Origin of the sequence: Actinocorallia libanotica (assembly GCF_039525175.1) — a bacterium.
Taxonomy (GTDB): Bacteria; Actinomycetota; Actinomycetes; order Streptosporangiales; family Streptosporangiaceae; genus Actinocorallia; species Actinocorallia libanotica.
In genome coordinates, this window is the sequence record NZ_BAAAHH010000070.1 from 1 (window position 1) to 19,177 (window position 19,177).

Sequence of the window (19,177 nt, forward strand, 5' to 3'; positions counted from 1 at the left end):
GTGGCCGAGGCCGCCGAACGGCTCGGCGTCCCCGAGCTGACGGCGCGGGGCGCGCTCGGCGCCGCGGGCTGGGCCGCCCGCACCGAGCTGGGCCGGGCGCTGACCGGCATGGCCGAGGAGGTCGTCCGCGCCGCCCTGCGCGACCTGATGCGCGACATCGCCCGCGAGTCCGTCCGCCAGGCCTGGACCCGCGCGGTCGCCGTCCTGCTGGACGAGCCGCCGCCGCCCGTACCGGACGCGGACGCCGGCCCCCGCCTCACCCGCCTGATCGCCGGGCCCGCCCAGGACGCCGCCGCGGGCCTGGCCGTCCGGGTGTCGTTCCGCCTGGCGCCCGCCGCCGTCCCCCGCATCGCGGTCAGCGCCGTCCGCAGCACCGGCGCCCGCGCCTTCCGCGCCACCGGGGGGCCGGGCGCGGGAAACCCGCGCTGAGCGTCACCCTCCCTCCGCGCTACGGGGCGGCCGGGCGCAGGTGGCCCGCGGTGAGCGTCATCACGACCAGGGCGGCGGTGACCAGGGCGAAGGAGACCGGCAGGGAGGACAGGGCGGCCACGCCGCCGATGACGCCGGGGGCGATGAGCAGGCAGGAGTAGGTGAGGGTGGCGATGCCCGCGACGCCCTGGCCGGGGTCGGCGGCGGCACGGCCCCCGGCGGTGAACGCCAGCGGGATCACCACCGCGACGCCCAGGCCGATGAGCCCGAAACCGGCGATCGCCGGGGCGGGGGTGCGGGCGGCGACGACCGCCACGCCGCCGAGCACCGCGAGCGCCCCGCTGAGCCGCACCGTGCGCACGGGGCCCAGCCGCGCGACCACCGCGTCACCGCCCAGCCTGGCCAGCGCCATGGTCAGCGCGAACGCGGTGTAGGACACCGCCGCGACGCCCGGCCCGGCACCGGCGACGTCCCGCAGGTAGACCGCGCTCCAGTCGGCGGCCGCGCCCTCGGCGACCACCGCGCAGAAACCGACCAGGCCGATGCCCAGCACCTCCCGTCCGGGCAGCGCGAAACGCGGCGGGGCCACGGCGTCCGCGCCGGCGGGGAAGGAGGGCAGGAACGCCGAGGCGAGCAGCCCGCAGCCCAGCAGGACCAGGGCGGTGACGGCCAGGTGCAGCCGGGCGTCGACGCCGGCGTGGGCGGCCAGCGCGCCGGTGCCGGCCCCGGTCAGCGCGCCGATGCTCCACATCCCGTGCAGCCGCGACATGACCGGACGGCCCAGCGCCATCTCGATCAGCACGCCCTCGGCGTTCATCGCCACGTCGGCCAGGCCCGCCACCGCCCCGTACAGCAGCAGCGCGATCCACAGCACCGCGAGGTCCGGGGCGAGCGGCGGCAGTACCAGGGCCAGGCACCAGGCGGCCAGCAGCAGCCGGACGGCGGCGCGCCCGCCGAGCCGGTGGACGATCCGCCCGGCGGTGGGCATCGCCAGGAGGGTGCCGACGGCCGGGGCGAGCAGCGCCAGCCCCAGCTCGCCCGGCCCGGCGCCGATCCGCTCCTGGATCCACGGGATGCGCGTGGCGAAGGCGCCCCCCACCGCGCCGTGGACGGCGAACACCGCGGCTATCGGGAAAGGGCTGGGAGATCGTTCCATTATCTCCATGCTAGCGGTAATTTATTTACATCGCCGTTGCTGACCCCGGGAAATGGCGCTGTAAGGAAAGGCGGATTAAGGTCATCAAGGTGCAGCCCGACCCCCCGCCGCTCTGCAGGGCGCCAGAAGAGGCGTTCGTCCGTGACCACACGCGGCTGAGAACAGTTCCCTACCTGCCCGAACTCCGCCTCCACCAGGCCGCCGACCCCTACGGCCTGGGCGAGCACACCGAGGACACCGGCCTGCCCTACTGGTCCTTCGCCTGGACCGGCGGCCTGGCGCTGGCCCGGCACGTGCTGGACGTGCCCGAGCTGGTCCGCGGCCGCTCCGTCCTGGACGTGGCCGCCGGCTCCGGCGTGGTGGCGCTGGCCGCGGCGCTCTCCGGCGCCCGGGAGGTCACCGCCAGCGAGGTCGACCCGTACGCGGCCGCCGCGATCCGCGCCAACGCCGAGGCCAACGAGGTGCGCGTCACCGCCCTGTGCGCCGACATCCTGGACTCCCGCCCGGGTCTCCACGACGTCGTGCTGGCCGGTGACGTCTTCTACGACAAGGCGCTGGCCCGCCGGATCGAGCCGTTCCTGCGCCGTGCCGCGGCCTCCGGCGCGCTGGTGCTCGTCGGCGACCCCGGGCGGCGGCACCTGCCGCGCGGCGCGTTCACCGCACTGGCCCGCTACGACGTCCCGGCCAGGCGCGCACCCGACGGATCGCGCCGCCGGCGCACCACCGTCTGGCAGGTGCCCGCCCGCTGACGCGCCGGGTTGGAACCGCGGCGCGAAGCGTGCGACGCTGGTCGCCCCCCATCCCATCGGAGGTTTCCTTGGCCGAGGAGGAGGCGTTCCGGCGGTTCGTGGCCGAGCGCTCCGCCGCGCTGCTCCGGCTGGCCTACCTGCTGACCGCCGACCGGGCGGGCGCGGAGGACCTGGTGCAGAACGCGCTGGTCAAGGCGTATCTTCGGTGGCGGAACATCGAGAGCAACCCCGAAGCGTACGTTCGGCGCGTCCTGGTCACGGTGGCCGCCGACGAACGCCGCCGCGCCCACCGGCGGCACGAGACCGCGATGGAGGCGCTGCCCGAGACCGCCGACGGCGCCGACCCGTACGCCGGCGTCGACGGCAACGTCCGGTTGCGCTCGGCGCTGGCGTCCCTGCCGGCCCGGCAGCGGGCCGCGGTGGTGCTGCGGCACTGGGTGGGCCTGGAGGTCGCCGAGGTCGCCGAACTGCTCGGCTGCTCGGCCGGGACGGTCCGCAGCCAGACGCTGCGCGGCCTGGAGAAGCTGCGGGAGGCGTACGGGGTGGCCGTGGAGGGGGAGGCCCGTGGATGACGGGGACCTGCTGGGCCTGCTGGCCGCCGAGGCACCGGACCCGCGTCCCGGCCTGGCCGACGCGGTCATCGCGCGGGGCCGCCGCGCCCGGGCCCGCCGCCGCTGGAAGGCCGCCGCGGGCGGTCTCGCCCTGGCCGCCGCCGTGACGGTCGCCGTCCCGGTCGTGCTGCACCAGACGGGCGGGACGCAAACGGACAGTTCGGCGGCCAAACCGGCGACCGGTCCGCTGAAGGACCAGGAAATGGCGGAGCCGTACGCCAGAGAGCAGCCTGCTCCGGTCTCCGCGGTGCCGGACGACTTGGCCGTTGTCTATGAGACGGCGATCGACGCCTTTCTGGCGGGGAGGGCGGGTGCCGAGCTGAAGAGCGTGAGTCCGCTGCGGATTCTGGACAGGTTCTGCCCGCTGCGTGGAAAGTGCACTGAACGTCCGCTTGATCCTGGACTCAGGCGTGAGCTCTCGGCGCGGTTGCCGTGGGTGAGGTTCGTCCGGGACGACGGAGCCGAGTATCTCGTGGAGCCTTTGCGGCTGGGTGAGGCGCGGATCGACGGAGAGAAGGCGCGGGTCGCCATCTCGGGCACGCTGCTGAGTCTGGAGCTGCGTCAGGGGCGTTGGCAGGTCGTGGACGGGTCCTGACCGTCCTTCGCGTCCGGCTTCACGTCTGGTCTCGCGTCCGGTTCGGGGTCTGGTCGAGCCAGGTGACGGTGTGGGCCTCGGTGGGGTCCGGGGTCTCCCAGCGGGCGGCCAGCCGGGCGATGACCGCGTCCGGGACGGGGGAGGGGCGTGCCCGGTTGCGGGCGTGCAGCACGTGCGGCGCGGCTTCCAGGGAGACCAGTTCGATCCGGGCGCGGTAGTCGGCCGCGAGAGCGATGCAGCGCTCCCGGATCTGGCGCGAGGTGTTGGTGGCGTTCCACACGAACGGGCGGCCCGCTCGCAGGTGCTCCTTGGCCCGTGCGAAGGCGGCGGTGACGACGGGGCGTTGGTCGCCGGCGGGGGAGACGCCCAGTTCTGCGCGGAGCGCGTCCAGGCTGACGACCGGGAGGCCGGGCCGGTGCGTGGCGATCCAGGTGTCCTTGCCCGCGGCGGGCAGTCCCGACAGCACGGTGGCCGTCAGGCGGGTGTCGTCGTAGGCGGCGTAGGACGGGTCGCGGCCGGGCGTGCGGAAGTACTGGAACCGGGCGTGGTCGGAGGGGAAGGCCCGCGGCCCGTCCAGGCACTCCTCCTCGGCGCAGTACTCCTCGTACAGGGCGACGTTCTCCAGCATCTCGGCGAGGTCCGCGCACTCCCGGCCGCGCAGGTCGGCCTCCGCGAGCAGGACGAGGTCGGCGTTGGCGGCGAGCAGGCTCACCCGGAAGGCGGTCGGCTGCAGATCGGCGCGCTCCAGCCCCCAGAACGGCACCTGATGGTGGCGGACGAGCGCGGCCACGTACTCGCGCCAGGCGATCGGAGCGCCGAGCTCCCACAGGATCCGGCGGGCCATCAGGTCGCCGTGGCGGGAGTGGCCGTGCGCGGTGATCCGGCCGTCCTCCTCACGGGTGCACCGGGGCTTGGCCACGTCGTGCAGGAGCGTCGCGGCGAAGAGCCGCGTGCGCTCGTCCTCGCGGCGTTCCCGCCAGCGCGGCAGCGCGGCCAGCGCCTCGCACGCCAGACGCGTGTGCGTCTCGACGTCGCCTTCGGCGTGGTGCACCGGATCCTGCGCGACGCCCGCGAGGTCGCGGACCCACGGGAACCGTTCGCGGACGGCCGTCCAGTCCAGCCGCCAGTGCGGCGGCCGGGGGCAGAGCTCAGCGAACACCCGCATACAGCACCTCCGGGTCGGCCAGCCCGTTCGCGACGATCGGCCGGTCCTGCCAGTGGCCTCCCGCGTCGAGGATGGCGGTCAGGAAACTCGACCGCACCCACTTGAACCGGCCGACCGTCCGCCCGCCCTCCTCGACCTTGAGGTAGAGCCCTTCCATCTCGTCGGAGGCGTCGGTCTCGGCCCGCACCCGCTCCGGATCGAGCCCGGCGGCCAGCGCGGCCTCGTCCAGCGCCTCCCGCCAGCCCCCGCTCCGGCACACGGACGGGCCGACGAGCGACGTCACCTCCTCCAGCCGGTCCGCTTTCCCCTCACGCAGCACCGGAACAGAACAGACAGGCGTGCCAGCGAGCAGTTCACGCCGTGCGGCGGTGGAGAGGAAGACGTCCTCACGCCGGTCATAGACGTCGAACTCGCAGAAATAATGGGGGAGGGCGTCATAGAAGACGGTGTGCTTGGCGTACATCCACTCGCCGTACATGACGTACCTGGCGCCCAGCACCGGCCACAGCAGATGCGCGACGGCCGACGCCCACGCCTTGAGCGGCGCGAACTGCCGCTCCCGCGGCCCCCCGGCCAGGTAATGGCCGCGCGACTGCAGCAGCAGCCCGCCCCCTTCGTCGAAGCTGACACCGCAGTTGGCCCCGTCGAGCTTCTCCTCCACCACCAGGTACCGCCCGGCCACCTCCCGGAACGGCACCGCCGCCAGGTCATGGTCGCCCGGCTGGAGACGCGATCCCCGCAGATGCGGAGTACGGGGGTATTTGCGGATCATGCCATCGTTGTACGTGGTGCCTCCCGCCCCCGTCGAACGATTTACCGCAGCCGCGCCCGCGCCTCCATCAACGCGAAACCCAGCAGGTTGAGCCCCCGCCAGCGCGCCGGATCGGCCGCCCGCGCGTCGTCGGCGGCCAGCCCGATGCCCCAGATCCGGTCGAGCGGGCTCGCCTCGACCAGCACCCGGGAACCGGTGCCCAGCAGGTAGCCGCGCAGTTCGGGATCGGCGCCGAACTTCGCCAGGCCGCCCCGCACGACCAGCTCGAACCGGTGTTCCTCCCACGTCCCCTCGTCGAAGCCCCGCACCCGGCGGCCGAGCTCCTTCGCCTCGGCGGGATGCCCCGAGGTCAGGACCAGCTCCTCGGTCTCGGTATCGCCGAACAGCCGCGCCTTGCCCGCCATCATGTAGTGCTCCGCGCTGCGGTAGGCCTTCCCGTCCGCCTCGAAGCCGCGCTCGAACCACTGGCTCAGCACGTGCCTGCCGCTCGGATGCGGCCGATGCCCCCAGAAGAAGAGGTACTTCGGGGAGGCTCCGCTTCTCTGCGACTTCCGGAGATCTTCCACGCTGCGCGGTTCCATGGCGACACCATAGGAGCCGCCGGGGCCGCGGTCCCAAGGATTTAAGGTGCCATACGACCCTTGTCCGTCGATCGGGAGGAACGAGCATGGGGCGATGGAGGACGGTCCTCGCCTGGGCGCTGGTCGCTCCGTTCCTCATGTGGACGGTGCTGCGGCTCTCGGGGCTCGACGCCGGCTTCCGGTGGATCCAGCTGGTCTCCTTCACGCCCTACGTGGCGGGTGCGGCGTTCGCGGCGCCGGTCGCGGCGCTGCTGCTGCGGCGCAGGGCGGCGGCGGTGGCGGGGTTGGCCGCCGCGCTGGTGCTCGGCGGGCTTCTGGTCCCCCGGGTGCTGGAGGAGGGGCAGCCCGCGGCGAAGGGACCGGTGCTGCGGGTGCTCAGCGCCAACCTCCGGTTCGGGCTCACCCCGCCCGACCGGTTGCTGGCTTTGGCGCGGGAGACGCGCGCCGATGTGCTGTCGGTCCAGGAGCTGCCGCCTGGAACCCGTCAGAAGCTGGAGGAGAAGGGCGTCCTCGAGCTCTTCCCGCACACCGCGAACGGCACGCACGACACCACGCTGTACTCGCGCCACCCCTTCCAGGCCGGGGAGGCCCCCTCGGGCGCGGTCCGGGCGACGCTGGACGTTCCCGGCGCGGCGCAGCCGGTCGAGTTCGTGGCCGTGCACACCTGCGCCCCCCTGCATCCCGGTCTCGGGGGGTGCTGGCGCGACTCCCAGAGCGAACTGCCCGCCGCGACGCCCCAGGGCACGCCTCGGATCCTCGCGGGGGACTTCAACGCCACCCTCGACCACGCGAGCCTGCGCGGCGTGCTGTCCACCGGCTACCGCGACGCCGCGGAGGTCCGCGGCTCGGGGCTGCGCGCCACCTGGCCCGCCTCGGGGTGGTCGTTCCCCGGGATCGTCATCGACCACGTCTTCGCCGACCGCCGGATCGCCGTCCTGGACTACGCGGTCCACGACCTGCCGGGCAGCGACCACCGCGCCGTGTCCGCCGAGCTGCGCCTGCCCTGAGCTTCTCCCGCCCTGAGCCGTGCCGGGCGGAAAGCGCCTGGTGAGACCCCGGATCGAAGCGGAGGCCGGACCGTTTGCCATGATCGTGTCATGACGTTGCGTGTGGCGCTCCTCGGCTACGGGACCGGCGGCTCGGTCTTCCACGCCCCCGTGATCACCTCGGTGCCCGGGCTGGTCCTGACGGCGGTGGTGACGGGCAACCCCGAACGGCAGGAGGAGGTGCGGCGGCGCTACCCGGGGGTGGCGGTGCTGCCCGACCCGGCGCCGGTGTTCGACGACCCGGCGCACTGCGACCTCGTGGTGGTCACCACTCCGAACCGCACCCACGCGCCGCTGGCGACCCGGGCGCTGGAGGCCGGTCTGCCGGTGGTGATCGACAAACCCGTGGCGGTGACGTCGGAGCAGGCGCTGGCGCTGGGCCGGATCGGCCCGCCGGTCTTCCCGTACCACAACCGCCGCTGGGACGGCGACTTCCGCACGCTCCGGCGGCTCATGGCCGAGGGCGCGCTCGGCGAGGTCGGGCGGTTCGAGTCGCGCTTCGAGCGGTGGCGGCCCCACGTCAAGCCCTCCTGGAAGGAGTCGGCCGACCCCGCCGACGCCGGGAACATCGTCTACGACCTGGGCGCCCACCTCATCGACCAGGCGATCTGCCTGTTCGGCCCGCCCACGCACGTCTACGCCGAACTCGACACCCGGCGGCCGGGCGCGGCCACCACCGACGACGCGTTCCTGGCGCTGACCCACGCGAACGGCGCCCGCTCCCACCTGTGGATGAGCGCCGCCGCCGCCGACATCGGCCCCCGGTTCCGGGTGCTGGGAGACAAGGCCTCCTACGTCGTCCACGGCATGGACGGCCAGGAGGAGGCGCTGCGCGCGGGCCGCACCCCCCGCGAACCCGGCTGGGGCCAGATGCCGCCGGAGACCTACGGCTTCCTGGGCGTGCCCGGCCGCTCCCGGCCCGTCCGCACCGACCCGGGCGCGTGGCAGGCCTTCTACGCCGGGGTGGTGAACGCCCTGGAGCACGGCGGCCCGCCCCCGGTGCCGCTGGAGGACGCCGTCGCGGGCCTGGAGGTCATCGAGGCGGCACTGCGCTCGGCGGCTGGCCGGTAGCGGCTTTCGGCCGCCGCGTTCGGCTGCCGCCCAGGTCCGGCGCCCGCCGTCGAAAAAGAATTCGACCACGGATCTACAGTCGGACCATGACAACGACTCCTGCACTCGACAGCCCCCCGAGCGGCGCGGGAAGCCGGCTCGCATTCGGTGCGGTGGCCTTCACCGTCGTGGCCTGGGCGTCGGCCTTCGTCGCGATCCGCGACCTCGGCGACGACTTCGGACCGGGCCCCCTGACCCTCGGCAGGCTGCTCGTCGCGGCCGTCGTGCTCGGCGCGCTGCTGGCGGCGCGCCGGGAATGGGTGCGGCCCACCCGTCAGGAGTGGACGCTGATCGGCGTGTACGGGTTGATCTGGTTCGGCGTCTACAACGTCGCGCTGAACGCCGCCGAGCAGCGCGTCGACGCCGGGACAGCCGCGATGCTCGTCAACATCGGCCCGATCCTCATCGCGCTGCTGGCCGGGACGCTGCTGCGCGAGGGCTATCCGCGGTGGCTGCTCATCGGCGCCGGGGTCGCCTTCGCCGGCGCGGCGCTGATCGGGGTGGCGACGGCGGGCGAGGACGACGCCGTCGTGCTCGGCATCGTCCTCGGGGTGGTCGCCGCCGTCGCCTACGCGATCGGTGTGGTGGCGCAGAAGCCGGTCCTGCGGCGGCTGCCGTCGCTGCAGGTGACCTGGCTGGGCTGCGCGGTCGCCTCGGTCGCCTGCCTGCCGTACGCGCCCGCGCTGGTGGAGGAGAGCGGACGCGCCTCAGCCGGAACGCTCGGCTGGCTGGTCTACCTCGGCCTCGTCCCCACCGCCCTGGCCTTCAGCACGTGGGGCTACGCCCTGGCCCGCATGGACGCCGGACGCCTCGGCGTCACCACCTACCTCGTCCCGCCGCTGGCCATCGTCCTGGCCTGGGTCCTGCTGGCCGAGGCGCCCGCCCCGCTCGCCCTCGCCGGAGGCGCCGTCTGCCTGCTCGGCGTCGCCCTCTCCCGGCGCCGCTAGCTCCCCGTCCTCCCCGTCCTCGGCGGCGCGCCTGCGGTCCAGGAGGACGGCTCCGGCGATCACGCCGACGATGGCCAGGGCGGGGACGAAGAGGGCGATCGCCTCGACGAGGGCGTGGTGGGCCAGGATCATGCGCCAGACCGTACCGCCGGGCGGGCGCGCACCGCACCGGCTATTCGCGAGACGCCCCAGCCGAGGGCGAGCACCAGGATCAGGGTGCAGGCCAGCACCACCGAGGAGGCCGCCGCCCACATCCAGCCGGGCACGTCCTGCTTGAGCTCGCGCTGCAGGATGGGCTGCTCGCCCTGGACGTCGCGGGTGAACCGCGGCTCGGCGGGCAGTTCCTTCGCGCCGATCGCCGCGTCCTCGGGCAGGAAGACCGGGACGGCGGCGAGCGCCCGGCCGTCGTGGATGCGCACCAGTGTCTTCCAGGTGCCGTCCAGCGGCATCGGCTCGGTGGTGCGGTAGGTGGCCGGGCCGGTCCGCTCCAGCCGGTCGACGTGCAGGTCGCCGCCCTGCCAGGCGGTGACCTGGATCCAGGCGGGGTCGTCCAGCGGCCGGCTCAGGGTGAAGGCGCCGTGGCCGTCGGGGGTGAGGGAGGCGGTGACCTGCATCTTCGCGGGCACGGTGAAGACCAGGCAGTTGGCGACCGCGGCGGCGATGACGACGAGCGAGCCGGCGAACAGGCCGCGGCTGACGGCGGGGCGGGGGAGCCGTCCGGCCAGCCCCTCGGCGAGCAGGACGCCCAGGACCGCGCCGGACAGGCCGCCCGCCAGCGCCATCAGGACGCCCTCGACCAGGATGTCGGGGGTCCAGGGCAGCCGGAAGGCCACCTGCGTCCAGGCGTACTCGGCGGCGAACCCCGCGGTGCCCACGGCGGCGCCCGAGACGGCGCCGAAGGCCAGCGGCCGCCGGATCAGCGCGAGCGCCACGAGCTCGACGAGCACGGCCTCGGCCAGGTACATGGGGACCGCGGCGTTGAGCTCGCCGATGACGGGGCCGACGGCCAGCGAGACGCCGCCGCGCACCGCCATGTAGAAGACGGCCGCCAGGATCGCGCCGCCCCTGCCGACCCACAGGCGGGCGGCGACCAGGGCGCAGCCCGCGGCCAGCGCGATGAGGAACGGCTGGTTGACCAGCCGGAACTGCGGGACGCCGAAGTCGAACTCGGCCTGGAACACCGACAGGCCGATGAGCAGTCCGCCGCAGGCCATGCCGCGCCGCAGGTAGGACAGCCGGGCGGGGGCCGCCTCGCCGCCGGAGGCCGCGAGGCCCTCGCGCTCCAGGACGAGCATGCCCACCAGGGACAGGCCGGCGCCGCCGATGAGCATCAGGTGGGTGGGCCCCCACAGCGTGACGTCCTGGCCGAAGACGCGGTGCCAGACGTCGTCCAGCGGGAAGCCGAGCAGGGCGTAGAACCCGGCGCCCGCGACGAGCGCGCCGCCCGCCGGGACGTGCCAGGTGCGGGTGATGCGCAACGGCGCCGGTCCCGGCTTCTCCTTCACCGGCAGGGCCAGGGCGATGACGCCGGCGGCGAAGATGCCGAACAGCCCGATGAGGATGGGGTAGTGGGCGATGTTGGCCAGCGGGCCCTCGTCGCGGCCCCGTGTGATGTGCAGGGAGATGTCCCAGTACATCCCGAGCAGCGCGGTGATGAGGGAGACCATGGCGACGATCATCGGCAGCGCGGCCCAGCCCGGCAGGCCCCGCGCGGCGCCCCTGCCCGCCAGGGCGGCCATGGCGTCGAGCAGGCGCAGCCGGCCGGTGCGGTGCCCGTATCCCAGCACCAGCAGGACGGCGGCGAGCAGGAGGCCGACGCCGCTGGCGATCAGCACCTGGTCGAGCGCCGCGCCTCCGGCGGGTTTCAGCTCCTCGGCGAGAACTCCCATGAACGACTCTCCTCGGTGGGGGGTGACAGCACGGCACCCTAATACCCCACTGACTTATGTGTCATTCATCAATGTCTCATTGAAGGCATGGAAGGATTGTGGTGTTCGCCACGGCGGTACGGGCGGCGCGAAGAGCCCCGTACGCCGTCGCGCCGGGGCTCGCCTTGTCGCGGGAAGGCGCCGGTCGGGGCTAGCCGACCAGGCGGGAGCGCAGCGCGCCGGTGTCGTCCTCGGTCCAGCCGTTGGCGGCCAGCCAGTCCAGGGTGCCGCCGTAGGTGTGGTCCATGCCGGTCAGGAAGCGCTCCATGATGAAGGCGTGCGGGAGGTGGCTGTCGGCGGGGCGGCTGCGCAGGTCGGTGCGGTAGGTCTCGCTGCTCAGCAGGCGGTCGAGGATCGCCTCGAGCCGCTCGGCGGTCAGCGCGTAGTCGGCGACGATCGCCTCGCGGGCGACGCCCGCCACCTCCAGGGCCAGGGCGCTGACCACGCCGGTGCGGTCCTTGCCGGCCGCGCAGTGCACGATCGAGGCCGCCTCCTCGTGCGCGATGACGCGCAGCGCGGCGATGATCGAGTCGGCCCGGTCGCGCAGGTAGCCGTGGTAGAAGCCGACCGACCGGTGCTCGGGGTCCTCCTGGACGGCGCGGCTCTGCCACGGCAGCGCCTTGTCGACCTCCACCCCGGCGGCGATCTGGGTCTCCACGAACAGCGACAGGTGGTGGATCGTCACCCCGGCCAGCCGGGTGAGGGGGCCCGGCCCCTCGCGCTGCACCTCGGCCAGGCTGCGCAGGTCGATGACGTGCCCGACCCCGATCTCCCCGGCCAGCAGCGAGACGTCCTCGTCGGTGAGCCCCTGCAGGTTGTCCGAACGCAGCACCCGGCCGAAGCGCGTGCTGCGCCCGTCCGTGGTGGGAAGGCCGCCCAGGTCACGGACGTTGACGGCTCCGGCAAGACTGATCCAGCGACTCTGCTCCATCACGACGGAGAGCCTACCCGCGGACAAAGGCGAGCTATCGGCTAAATCACATGATGAACGATGGCATCGGCTGTTTGAACAGGTTCAACTCTTCTGTAGTGTGGGCCGGGTGAGCGTCGCGCTGGGAGCCTCTGAGCAGCTGACCGTCCGCACGGTACCGGTGGACGGGCCCGTCGACCTCATCGCCCGGCTGCCGCATCCGGCGGCCATGGCCTGGGTCCGGCACGACGAGGGCCTGGTCGGCTGGGGCGAGGCCGCGCGCATCGCGGTGCCCGGCGGCGACGACAGGTTCGGCTGGGCGGGCCGCAGGCTCGCCGCGCTGTTCCGGGACGCGCTGGTGGACGACCCCCTGGGGGTGCCGGGATCGGGCCCCGTCGCCTTCGGGAGCTTCGGGTTCGCCCCCAAGAACGACGAGTCGGTGCTCATCGTGCCCCGGGTGGTGCTCGGGTGGCGGGACGGGCGGGCCTGGCACACCACGATCGGCGACGGCGTCGACCCGCTGACGCTCCTGCGCCCGGTGGCCGAGCCCGCCGGGCTGCGGTGGTCCGGCGGCTCGCTGGCCGAGGAGCAGTGGGGGCGGGCCGTGGAGAACGCCGTGCGGCGCATCCGCGGCGGCGCGCTCGGCAAGGTCGTCCTCGCCCGCGACGTGCGGGTGCGGGCCGACGGGCCGATCGACGCGCGGGCCCTGCTGCGCCGCCTGGCCCGGCGCTACCCCGAGTGCTACACCTTCGCCGTCGACGGGCTGGTCGGCGCCACCCCCGAACTGCTGGTCCGCCGGTTCGGCGGCCGCATCGAGTCGCTGGTGCTGGCCGGCACCACCCCGCGCGGCGCCGACGAGGCCGAGGACCGCGCGCTGGGCCGGGCGCTGCTGAACTCCGGCAAGGACCGGGGCGAGCACGCGTACGCGGCCGAGATGGTGCGCGAGGCGCTGCGCCCCCTGTGCGCCGAACTGGACGTGCCCGCGGTGCCGGAGCTGTTGCGGCTGGCCAACCTCCAGCACCTGGCCACCCCCGTGCGCGGCAGGCTCGCCGCGGAGCGCTCCGTCCTGGACGTGCTGGCGGCCCTGCACCCCACGCCCGCGGTGGGCGGCACCCCCACCGCCGCGGCGATGGAGCTCATCGACGAGCTCGAGGAGATGGACCGCTCCCGGTACGCGGGCCCGGTCGGCTGGGTCGACGCCCGCGGCGACGGCGAGTGGGGCATCGCCCTGCGCTGCGCCCAGCTGGAGGGCGACGAGGCACGCCTCTTCGCCGGCTGCGGCATCGTCGCGGGCTCCACCGCCGAGGCCGAGCTCGCCGAGACCCGCACGAAGTTCGGCGCGATGCGCTACGCCCTGGAAGGCTGACCCGCCTCCGCGGCCGCGCCGTTCGCGGGCCGCGCGACGTCGTGCTCCGGGCGCGGGTCCAGCAGGGGCAGGAGGGCCGCGACCCGGGGGTCCTGCTCTCCGGTGGCGGCGATCATCGCGATCAGCTGGCCGGAGAGCCAGGGCACCAGCGACTCGCGGCTGAGGGTGCGCTCCTGCAGCCAGGTGAGCATGGCGCCCTCGCAGACGGCCACCCAGCAGCGCAGGGTGAGCAGCAGCAGCGGCGGGGGAGGCCCGGCCGCCTCCAGCCGGCCCAGCACCTGGTCGACGACCGAGTGGCGCGCCTCGTCGACCAGGGCGGCGGTCTCGGAGGTGGCGATGACCGAACCGCTGCGCAGCAGCGCGATGTACCCGGCGGCGCGCTCCTCGGCGTAGGAGACGAACTCCTCGAGGGTCTCCCGGAGCTGCTCGTGCAGGTCGCCGCCCCGCACGCGCGCCAGCCGCTCCACCAGCTCGTCCACCGCGGCGCGGAGCGCGGCGATCCGGATCTCCTCGATGTTGGAGAAGTAGCGGTACACCAGGGCCCGCGAGACCTCGGCGTGGGCGGCCACGTCCTCCATGGTGACGCGCTCGGGGGCGTTGCGCCCGAAGAGCTCCAGCGCGGCGTCGATGAGCGCCTGCCTGCGCTCCTCGGGGGACATGCGGCGCGGGCGGTGATCGGTGGTGGTCATGCTCGCCTTGTCTGCTCGGGGAGCCTCGTGCGCGCCGTGGAGGACTTCTTCGACCGGCCATAGTAGAAGCAGGCTTCGCCCGCCGCCAGACGTTCGGCCCGGCCGGAGCCCCCTGCGAGGGCCCCGCCCGTCCTCATTCGGCGGTCTTGGCGGTGAGGGCGCCGTCCTTCCACAGGAGGACGTCCAGGTGGTCGCCGCTCGGGGCGACCCTGGTCAGGACGACCTCGTGCGGCTCCAGCCGGAAGACCGGGCTGCCGTGGACCGCCTCCGGCGCGCCCATCGCCCGCAGGAGGGCGACGGCCTCGGCGGGATCCTCCACCTCGCGCGCCACGCCGGAGATCTTGGCGTCGCCCGGCCAGGCGGCGGGGTCGTCGGGGTCGGGCTCGGCGGAGGCGGAGTGGACGGCCACCCTGCCGTCGCGCCGCACGTCCCGCGCCTTCATGGAGGCGGGCATCATGCCGAGGACGATCGAGCCCTCCGCGAACGACAGCTCGATCCCGCTGATCCGGGGCGATCCGTCCCTGCGCAGGGTGGCCATCGTCTTGTGCTTGTGCGCGTCGAAGATCCGCCGCACCGCCTCGGCGAAGTCGGGCGCGGTCCGCGTCACGTCGTTCCAGTCGCTCATCCCTCGATCTTCGCAGGGGGCCGTGACAAAATCCCGGTCACGGCCCGGTCACGTCCGGGGAACGGGTAGCCTCCGGAAAATGCGACGAGCGCTGAGTACCCTGGCGGGACTGACGGGGCTGGTTCTGGCGGGCGGATGCGCCGGCGGGGGGGTCGAGACGGCTCCCGTGCCGGGTGTGCCGCAGGCCCAGCTGGGCCTGGCCCAGCCGGAGGCGGAGTGCCCGGTGGTCGAACCCGTCGACGACGGCCCCGGCAGGCAGGTCCGCGGCATGTGGATCTCCTCGGTGTACGGCGGCGACTGGCCGGGCGACCCCGAGGCCCCCGTGGCGAAGAAGAAGGCCTCCTACCGGGCGATGCTGGACACGGCCAAGGCGAAGAACCTCAACGCCGTCTTCATGCAGATCCGCCCGGCCGGCGACGCGTTCTACCCCTCCTCGCACGAGCCGTGGTCGGTGTGGCTGACCGGGACCCCGGGCAAGGACCCCGGCTGGAACCCGCTGCAGTTCCTCATCGACGAGGCGCACGCCCGCGACCTGGAGTTCCACGCCTGGTTCAACCCCTACCGGGTCGGCGAGGACAACGACCGCGCCAAGCTGGCGCCCGCGAGCCCGGCGCGCAAGAACCCGTCCTGGGCGGTGAAGTACGGCAAGTACCTCTGGTACGACCCGGGCCTGCCCCAGGTGCAGGACCTCGCCACCAAGGCCGTCATGGAGGTGGTGGAGAAGTACGACGTCGACGGCGTGCACTTCGACGACTACTTCTACCCCTACCCGTCCGACGGCGACTTCCCCGACGCGGGGACGTACAAGAAGTACGGCGGGGGCTTCGCGAACAAGGGCGACTGGCGGCGCGACAACGTCAACAAGCTCGTCGAGCGGCTGTCCACCGACATCAAGGACGCCAAGCCGTGGGTGAAGTTCGGCATCAGCCCGTTCGGGATCTGGCGCAACAAGAGCGGCCACCCCGAGGGCTCGGACACCAACGGCCTGGACTCCTACGCCCAGATCTACGGCGACACCCGCAAGTGGGTGAAGGAGGGCTGGCTGGACTACGTGCTGCCCCAGCTGTACTGGGCCATCGGCGACTCGCGCGCCGACTACGCCACGCTCGTCGCCTGGTGGTCGGACCTGGTGAAGGGCACCGGGGTGCAGCTGCTCATCGGGCAGGCCGGCTACCGGATGGGGGAGTCCTCGTTCGCGACCAAGGCCGACCAGATCAGCCGCCACCTCACCCTCAACCGCAAGTACCCGGCGGTGCGCGGTGACGTCTTCTTCAGTGCCACCGACTACGTCCGCGACAAGAAGGGCTTCGTCTCGGCGCTGCTGCGCGACCACTACCGGACGCCCGCGCTGATCCCGCCGTCGGACGGCGGCGCGCGTCCCGCCGCGCCCACGGGTCTGAAGGCCGGCCGGGAGGGCGGCAAGGTGACGCTGTCGTGGCGGGGCGACGCGACGTCGTACGCGGTGTACCGCAGCGAGGGCGGGGGCGAGGAGTGCGCCGCGGTCAAGGCGTCCGAGCTGCTCACCACCACGCGCGGCACGTCCGTCGTGGACACCACGGCGCGGGACGGGCGGACGTACACCTACCGGGTGACGGCGCTGGACCGCACGCACCAGGAGAGCGGTCCGTCCCGGGCGTCGGTCCTGGACCGCTGAATCCGGCACGGGCCCCGATAGGGGCCCGGCCGGAGGATACAAACGGTCTTGATAGGGGAAGAGAGGGGGCAAGGTGACCCCCCGGAGGTACGGCATGGCCTTGTCGATGGACGAGGAGCGCATCCTCACCGAGATCGCGTCCCGGCTCAGCCGTGACGATCCCGCACTGGCGCAGCGGCTGGAGAGTTTCGGCGGCCCCGAGGCGGCGAGGCCCCGACGCAGGATCATCGCGGCGGTGCTCGTCGTGGTGCTCGGCGCGGTGGCCGCGGTGGCGGCGGCCGTGGCGATCCTGTTGTCGCAGTGACGCCCGAGTAGAAGACCGGCGGCCCCGTGTCCGCCCCGACCCCGGTGTCACCACCGGGGTCCTCGTGCTGCGCGGGGTGTCTCCTCCGCCCCGCGCCGGGCGATAAGTCAGGCCGGTGTGGTGGTCGCCTCTCGGCGGAAGGCACAACACGGCTCCAGCCGAACGGTATTCCGTGAAGGCGTTAGATGCGGCCCGGGGACACTGGCCACACCGGCGTTCTCCACCTTAACCCCCGGCGGGGGGTGCCGCTTCCCTCCACGCCGAGAGCTTTTTCACTGTGACGCCCGCGGCCCGCGCGTCGCTGGTCCGGCCCGCGGCTCTTTGGACCGTGTCAGTGGACCCCGGCTGAATGTGACGCGGGTCATGTACTCCAGACTGGGGGTACGTGCGTCCCAGGTTGTGGGTGTACGACTGATTTGTCGGGAGGAGTGGTCGATGGCAGCACCGGATTCCCCGGCCGGGCCGGGGGCGGACGCGTCACACAACAGTGCCGTTTCGGCCAGACCTCACCGCCCCGCACTTCGCCGCGGACGGACGGGGAACACTCCGGAAGGAGGGCCGGGGGCCCTCGGCCGCAGGCACGACGCACGTCGATCGGGAGGAGACGGGCAGTGGACGCACCGCGACTAGGGCTGGTCGGCTGGTCCGGCGCCCGCACCGCGGCCTGGGAGCTCGACCCGGATCTGCGGGCGCCGGGGCAGGCCCGCGCGCTGACCCGTACCGAGCTGTCCGCCTGGCGCGTCGCCGACCCCTCCGACGTCGACGACGTCGTGCTGATGGTCGACGAGCTCGTGGCCAACGCCGTCGTGCACGGCAAGGGCCCGATCCGGCTGCGGCTGCTGCTCGACGGGCTGCTGCTGCGCGGGGAGATCTCCGACGAGAGCCCCCTGGAGCCGCCGCCCGCGCCCGTCGCCGAACGCCACTTCGACGCCGAGGACGGGCGCGGCCTGTTCCTGGTCGCGATGCTCTCCGCCGACTCCGGCTGCAGCGGCGGCACGGCGGGCAAGACCGTCTGGTTCACCCGCTGGCTGAGCGGCCTCGACGCCCTGTGAGCGTCCGGCCGAACGTCACCGAAGACGGCTAGGATCGCGGGCGTGAACTGGCAGACCTCCGGAACCCCCGCCGATGACCCCTTCGCCAAGGCCGAGGCCGACGTCAGGACGATGACGTCCTCGTCGTGGTGGCGGACGGCCGCGCCGCAGCAGCGGGCCGAGCAGGTCGCCTCCCGGCTGCTGGCCGGACCCGGCGAATGGTGGCTGTTCGGCGCGTGGGGCCGGTGGTACCGGTGCGGTCTGGACGCCCACTGGCACCCCTCGCCGCCGCCCGCCGACCCGGCGGCCCGCCGCGTCCTGGCGCCCGCCCCGCCCGGCGTCGGCAACCCGCCGGTCCCGCCCCAGCTGATCCCCACCGGCCCGGACGTCACCGCGGGGTCCATGGCCTCCGCCGGGCTGCTCGGCGAGGGCCCCTCCGCCGAGCTGGTGGCCCGGGTGCAGCAGACGCTGATCACCGCGATCGCGGTCGACCCGCAGCAGTTCGCCATGCAGGACCCGGCCTTCCAGCCCGGCACGCCCGCCACGGTCGCCGCGCTGTGGGGCGCGGTCCTCTTCAGCTCCGGCACGCCCGTCGTGCTCGGCGAGCACCCCGTCGTCGCCATGTTCGCGCCCTACCTGACGGTGCAGGCCGAGTACCTGCGCTGGATGATCGCGCCGGACCTCATGCGGCTGGCGGTGTACTACACCGACCGGCTGGCCGCCGGCGACCCGGTCGGCGCCGCGTTCCTGGTGCGGATGATGGGCGAGATCGCCTCCGCGCTCGCCACCGACCCCGCCTTCCAGCCGGGCGCCTCCGCGCTGGCCGCCGTCTGCGCCACCACGCTGCAGTACGTCCAGGCCGACCTGCAGGCCATCCCCTACGGCGCGCAGACCGTCGCCCGCGAGTGGCTGCGCCGCTGCCCCGCCGAGTACGCCGCGCCCATCGTCCGGGAGGCCTCGCCCGGCGAGTACCTGCGCCTGGCCCTGTACGACCTGGCCGTGCTGTTCGGCGAGCTCACCGAGGGCATCGCGCCCACCCCGTCCGACCTGCGCCGCGCCGCCGCCGCCGTGATGGCCGCCGACCTGCAGACGGTGCCGCAGGCGGTGCCCGCGGTGCTGCCCTGGCTGGACCCCGAGAGCGCCCGCACCCTCCAGGAGGTGCTCGGCCAGGCCCAGCACCCGCTGCGCGAGCTGTTCCCGCAGGGGGTGCGGCTGCCGCCCAAGCTCAGCAGCACCGACCCCGCCAAGGTCCGCGCCCTGCTGGCCACCACCCACGCGCTGGCGATGACCGCCTGCCGGCTGGCCCAGCAGTCGCCCCAGCACCTGGAGTTCGTCGTCCCCGCCGCCTGCGCCGCCGAGCTCGGCACCCCCGCGCTCAGCCGCCCCAAGGGCACCGGCGAGCTCAGCGCCTGGGAGATCATCAACGCCGTGCGCAGGCACCTGGCCGACGAACGCGGCGCCGCCCCCCCCCCCCCCGCCCCCCCCCCCCCCGCCCCCCCCCCCCCCCCC

20 protein-coding genes are annotated in these 19,177 nt (G+C 74.0%); 12 read left to right on the forward strand and 8 right to left on the reverse strand.

Translation table 11 applies throughout. From position 1 onward, the window contains the following. The coding region (locus ABD140_RS38390) for a hypothetical protein (RefSeq protein WP_344247707.1) at positions 1 to 429 on the forward strand (429 nt) is incomplete at its 5' end. A gap of 19 nt (positions 430 to 448) precedes the next feature. Here ABD140_RS38390 and ABD140_RS38395 read toward each other — a convergent pair. Then, on the reverse strand, positions 449 to 1,585 hold the full coding sequence (locus ABD140_RS38395) for an MFS transporter (protein WP_344247709.1): 1,137 nt from the start codon (positions 1,583 to 1,585) through the stop codon (positions 449 to 451). An 89-nt stretch (positions 1,586 to 1,674) separates the two neighbouring features. Between ABD140_RS38395 and ABD140_RS38400 the strand changes: the two genes are divergently transcribed. From ABD140_RS38400 to ABD140_RS38410, 3 genes are all read left to right on the forward strand, one after another. Then, complete coding sequence (locus ABD140_RS38400) at positions 1,675 to 2,334, forward strand: class I SAM-dependent methyltransferase (protein ID WP_344247711.1); 660 nt, start codon at positions 1,675 to 1,677, stop codon at positions 2,332 to 2,334. Positions 2,335 to 2,402: 68 nt separating this feature from the next. Continuing rightward, positions 2,403 to 2,906 (forward strand): SigE family RNA polymerase sigma factor, encoded by a 504-nt coding sequence (locus tag ABD140_RS38405; protein WP_344247713.1) that lies wholly within the window; start codon positions 2,403 to 2,405, stop codon positions 2,904 to 2,906. After that, positions 2,899 to 3,540 (forward strand): hypothetical protein, encoded by a 642-nt coding sequence (locus tag ABD140_RS38410; protein WP_344247715.1) that lies wholly within the window; start codon positions 2,899 to 2,901, stop codon positions 3,538 to 3,540. Before ABD140_RS38405 ends, ABD140_RS38410 begins: the two co-directional genes overlap by 8 nt. Positions 3,541 to 3,559: 19 nt before the next feature. On the opposite strand, the gene ABD140_RS38415 is transcribed toward ABD140_RS38410, so the two are convergent. The 3 genes from ABD140_RS38415 to ybiA are packed head-to-tail and all read right to left on the reverse strand — an operon-like array spanning position 3,560 to position 6,058. Next, the gene (locus tag ABD140_RS38415) at positions 3,560 to 4,705 is read right to left on the reverse strand and encodes an AAA family ATPase (protein ID WP_344247717.1); all 1,146 of its coding nucleotides are present in this window, start codon (positions 4,703 to 4,705) and stop codon (positions 3,560 to 3,562) included. Then, on the reverse strand, positions 4,689 to 5,477 hold the full coding sequence (locus tag ABD140_RS38420; protein ID WP_344247719.1) for an RNA ligase family protein: 789 nt from the start codon (positions 5,475 to 5,477) through the stop codon (positions 4,689 to 4,691). Before ABD140_RS38420 ends, ABD140_RS38415 begins: the two co-directional genes overlap by 17 nt. A gap of 41 nt (positions 5,478 to 5,518) precedes the next feature. Beyond that, positions 5,519 to 6,058, reverse strand: coding sequence for a riboflavin biosynthesis intermediates N-glycosidase (ybiA, locus tag ABD140_RS38425; protein ID WP_344247721.1), 540 nt, complete (start codon positions 6,056 to 6,058; stop codon positions 5,519 to 5,521). An 86-nt stretch (positions 6,059 to 6,144) separates the two neighbouring features. Between ybiA and ABD140_RS38430 the strand changes: the two genes are divergently transcribed. The 3 genes from ABD140_RS38430 to ABD140_RS38440 all read left to right on the forward strand — a co-directional run bounded on the left by ABD140_RS38430 (position 6,145) and on the right by ABD140_RS38440 (position 9,161). Further along, a complete protein-coding gene (locus tag ABD140_RS38430) occupies positions 6,145 to 7,065 on the forward strand; it encodes an endonuclease/exonuclease/phosphatase family protein (RefSeq protein WP_344247723.1) in 921 nt (306 codons plus the stop codon). 90 nt (positions 7,066 to 7,155) lie between these two features. Next, on the forward strand, positions 7,156 to 8,175 hold the full coding sequence (locus ABD140_RS38435; protein WP_344247725.1) for a Gfo/Idh/MocA family protein: 1,020 nt from the start codon (positions 7,156 to 7,158) through the stop codon (positions 8,173 to 8,175). 86 nt (positions 8,176 to 8,261) lie between these two features. After that, positions 8,262 to 9,161 (forward strand): DMT family transporter, encoded by a 900-nt coding sequence (locus ABD140_RS38440; protein WP_344247727.1) that lies wholly within the window; start codon positions 8,262 to 8,264, stop codon positions 9,159 to 9,161. A 128-nt stretch (positions 9,162 to 9,289) separates the two neighbouring features. Here the strand turns inward: ABD140_RS38440 and ABD140_RS38445 are convergent, their stop codons facing one another. Both ABD140_RS38445 and ABD140_RS38450 read right to left on the reverse strand, forming a co-directional pair. Further along, entirely contained in the window at positions 9,290 to 11,050 is a 1,761-nt protein-coding gene (locus ABD140_RS38445) for a hypothetical protein (RefSeq protein ID WP_344247729.1), read from the reverse strand. Between the two features lie 190 nt (positions 11,051 to 11,240). Beyond that, entirely contained in the window at positions 11,241 to 12,020 is a 780-nt protein-coding gene (locus tag ABD140_RS38450) for a tyrosine-protein phosphatase (RefSeq protein WP_344247745.1), read from the reverse strand. A 109-nt stretch (positions 12,021 to 12,129) separates the two neighbouring features. Here ABD140_RS38450 and ABD140_RS38455 point away from each other — a divergent pair, with 109 nt between their 5' ends. Then, positions 12,130 to 13,365, forward strand: a complete 1,236-nt coding sequence (locus ABD140_RS38455) for an isochorismate synthase (protein WP_344247731.1) — start codon at positions 12,130 to 12,132, stop codon at positions 13,363 to 13,365. Here the strand turns inward: ABD140_RS38455 and ABD140_RS38460 are convergent. Continuing rightward, complete coding sequence (locus ABD140_RS38460) at positions 13,347 to 14,054, reverse strand: TetR/AcrR family transcriptional regulator (protein ID WP_344247733.1); 708 nt, start codon at positions 14,052 to 14,054, stop codon at positions 13,347 to 13,349. The two genes, ABD140_RS38455 and ABD140_RS38460, sit on opposite strands and share 19 nt — an antisense overlap. Before the next feature lie 133 nt (positions 14,055 to 14,187). Further along, the gene (locus tag ABD140_RS38465) at positions 14,188 to 14,679 is read right to left on the reverse strand and encodes a pyridoxamine 5'-phosphate oxidase family protein (protein WP_344247735.1); all 492 of its coding nucleotides are present in this window, start codon (positions 14,677 to 14,679) and stop codon (positions 14,188 to 14,190) included. 79 nt (positions 14,680 to 14,758) lie between these two features. On the opposite strand from ABD140_RS38465, the gene ABD140_RS38470 reads away from it, so the two are divergent. From ABD140_RS38470 to ABD140_RS38485, 4 genes are all read left to right on the forward strand, one after another. Then, positions 14,759 to 16,333, forward strand: coding sequence for a glycoside hydrolase family 10-like protein (locus ABD140_RS38470; RefSeq protein ID WP_344247737.1), 1,575 nt, complete (start codon positions 14,759 to 14,761; stop codon positions 16,331 to 16,333). Positions 16,334 to 16,406: 73 nt separating this feature from the next. Beyond that, positions 16,407 to 16,637, forward strand: a complete 231-nt coding sequence (locus ABD140_RS38475; protein ID WP_344247739.1) for a DUF3040 domain-containing protein — start codon at positions 16,407 to 16,409, stop codon at positions 16,635 to 16,637. A gap of 611 nt (positions 16,638 to 17,248) precedes the next feature. After that, positions 17,249 to 17,689, forward strand: a complete 441-nt coding sequence (locus tag ABD140_RS38480) for an ATP-binding protein (protein WP_344247741.1) — start codon at positions 17,249 to 17,251, stop codon at positions 17,687 to 17,689. 42 nt (positions 17,690 to 17,731) lie between these two features. Continuing rightward, positions 17,732 to 19,177 (forward strand): hypothetical protein (locus ABD140_RS38485; RefSeq protein WP_344247743.1); only part of this gene is annotated, 1,446 nt, incomplete at its 3' end.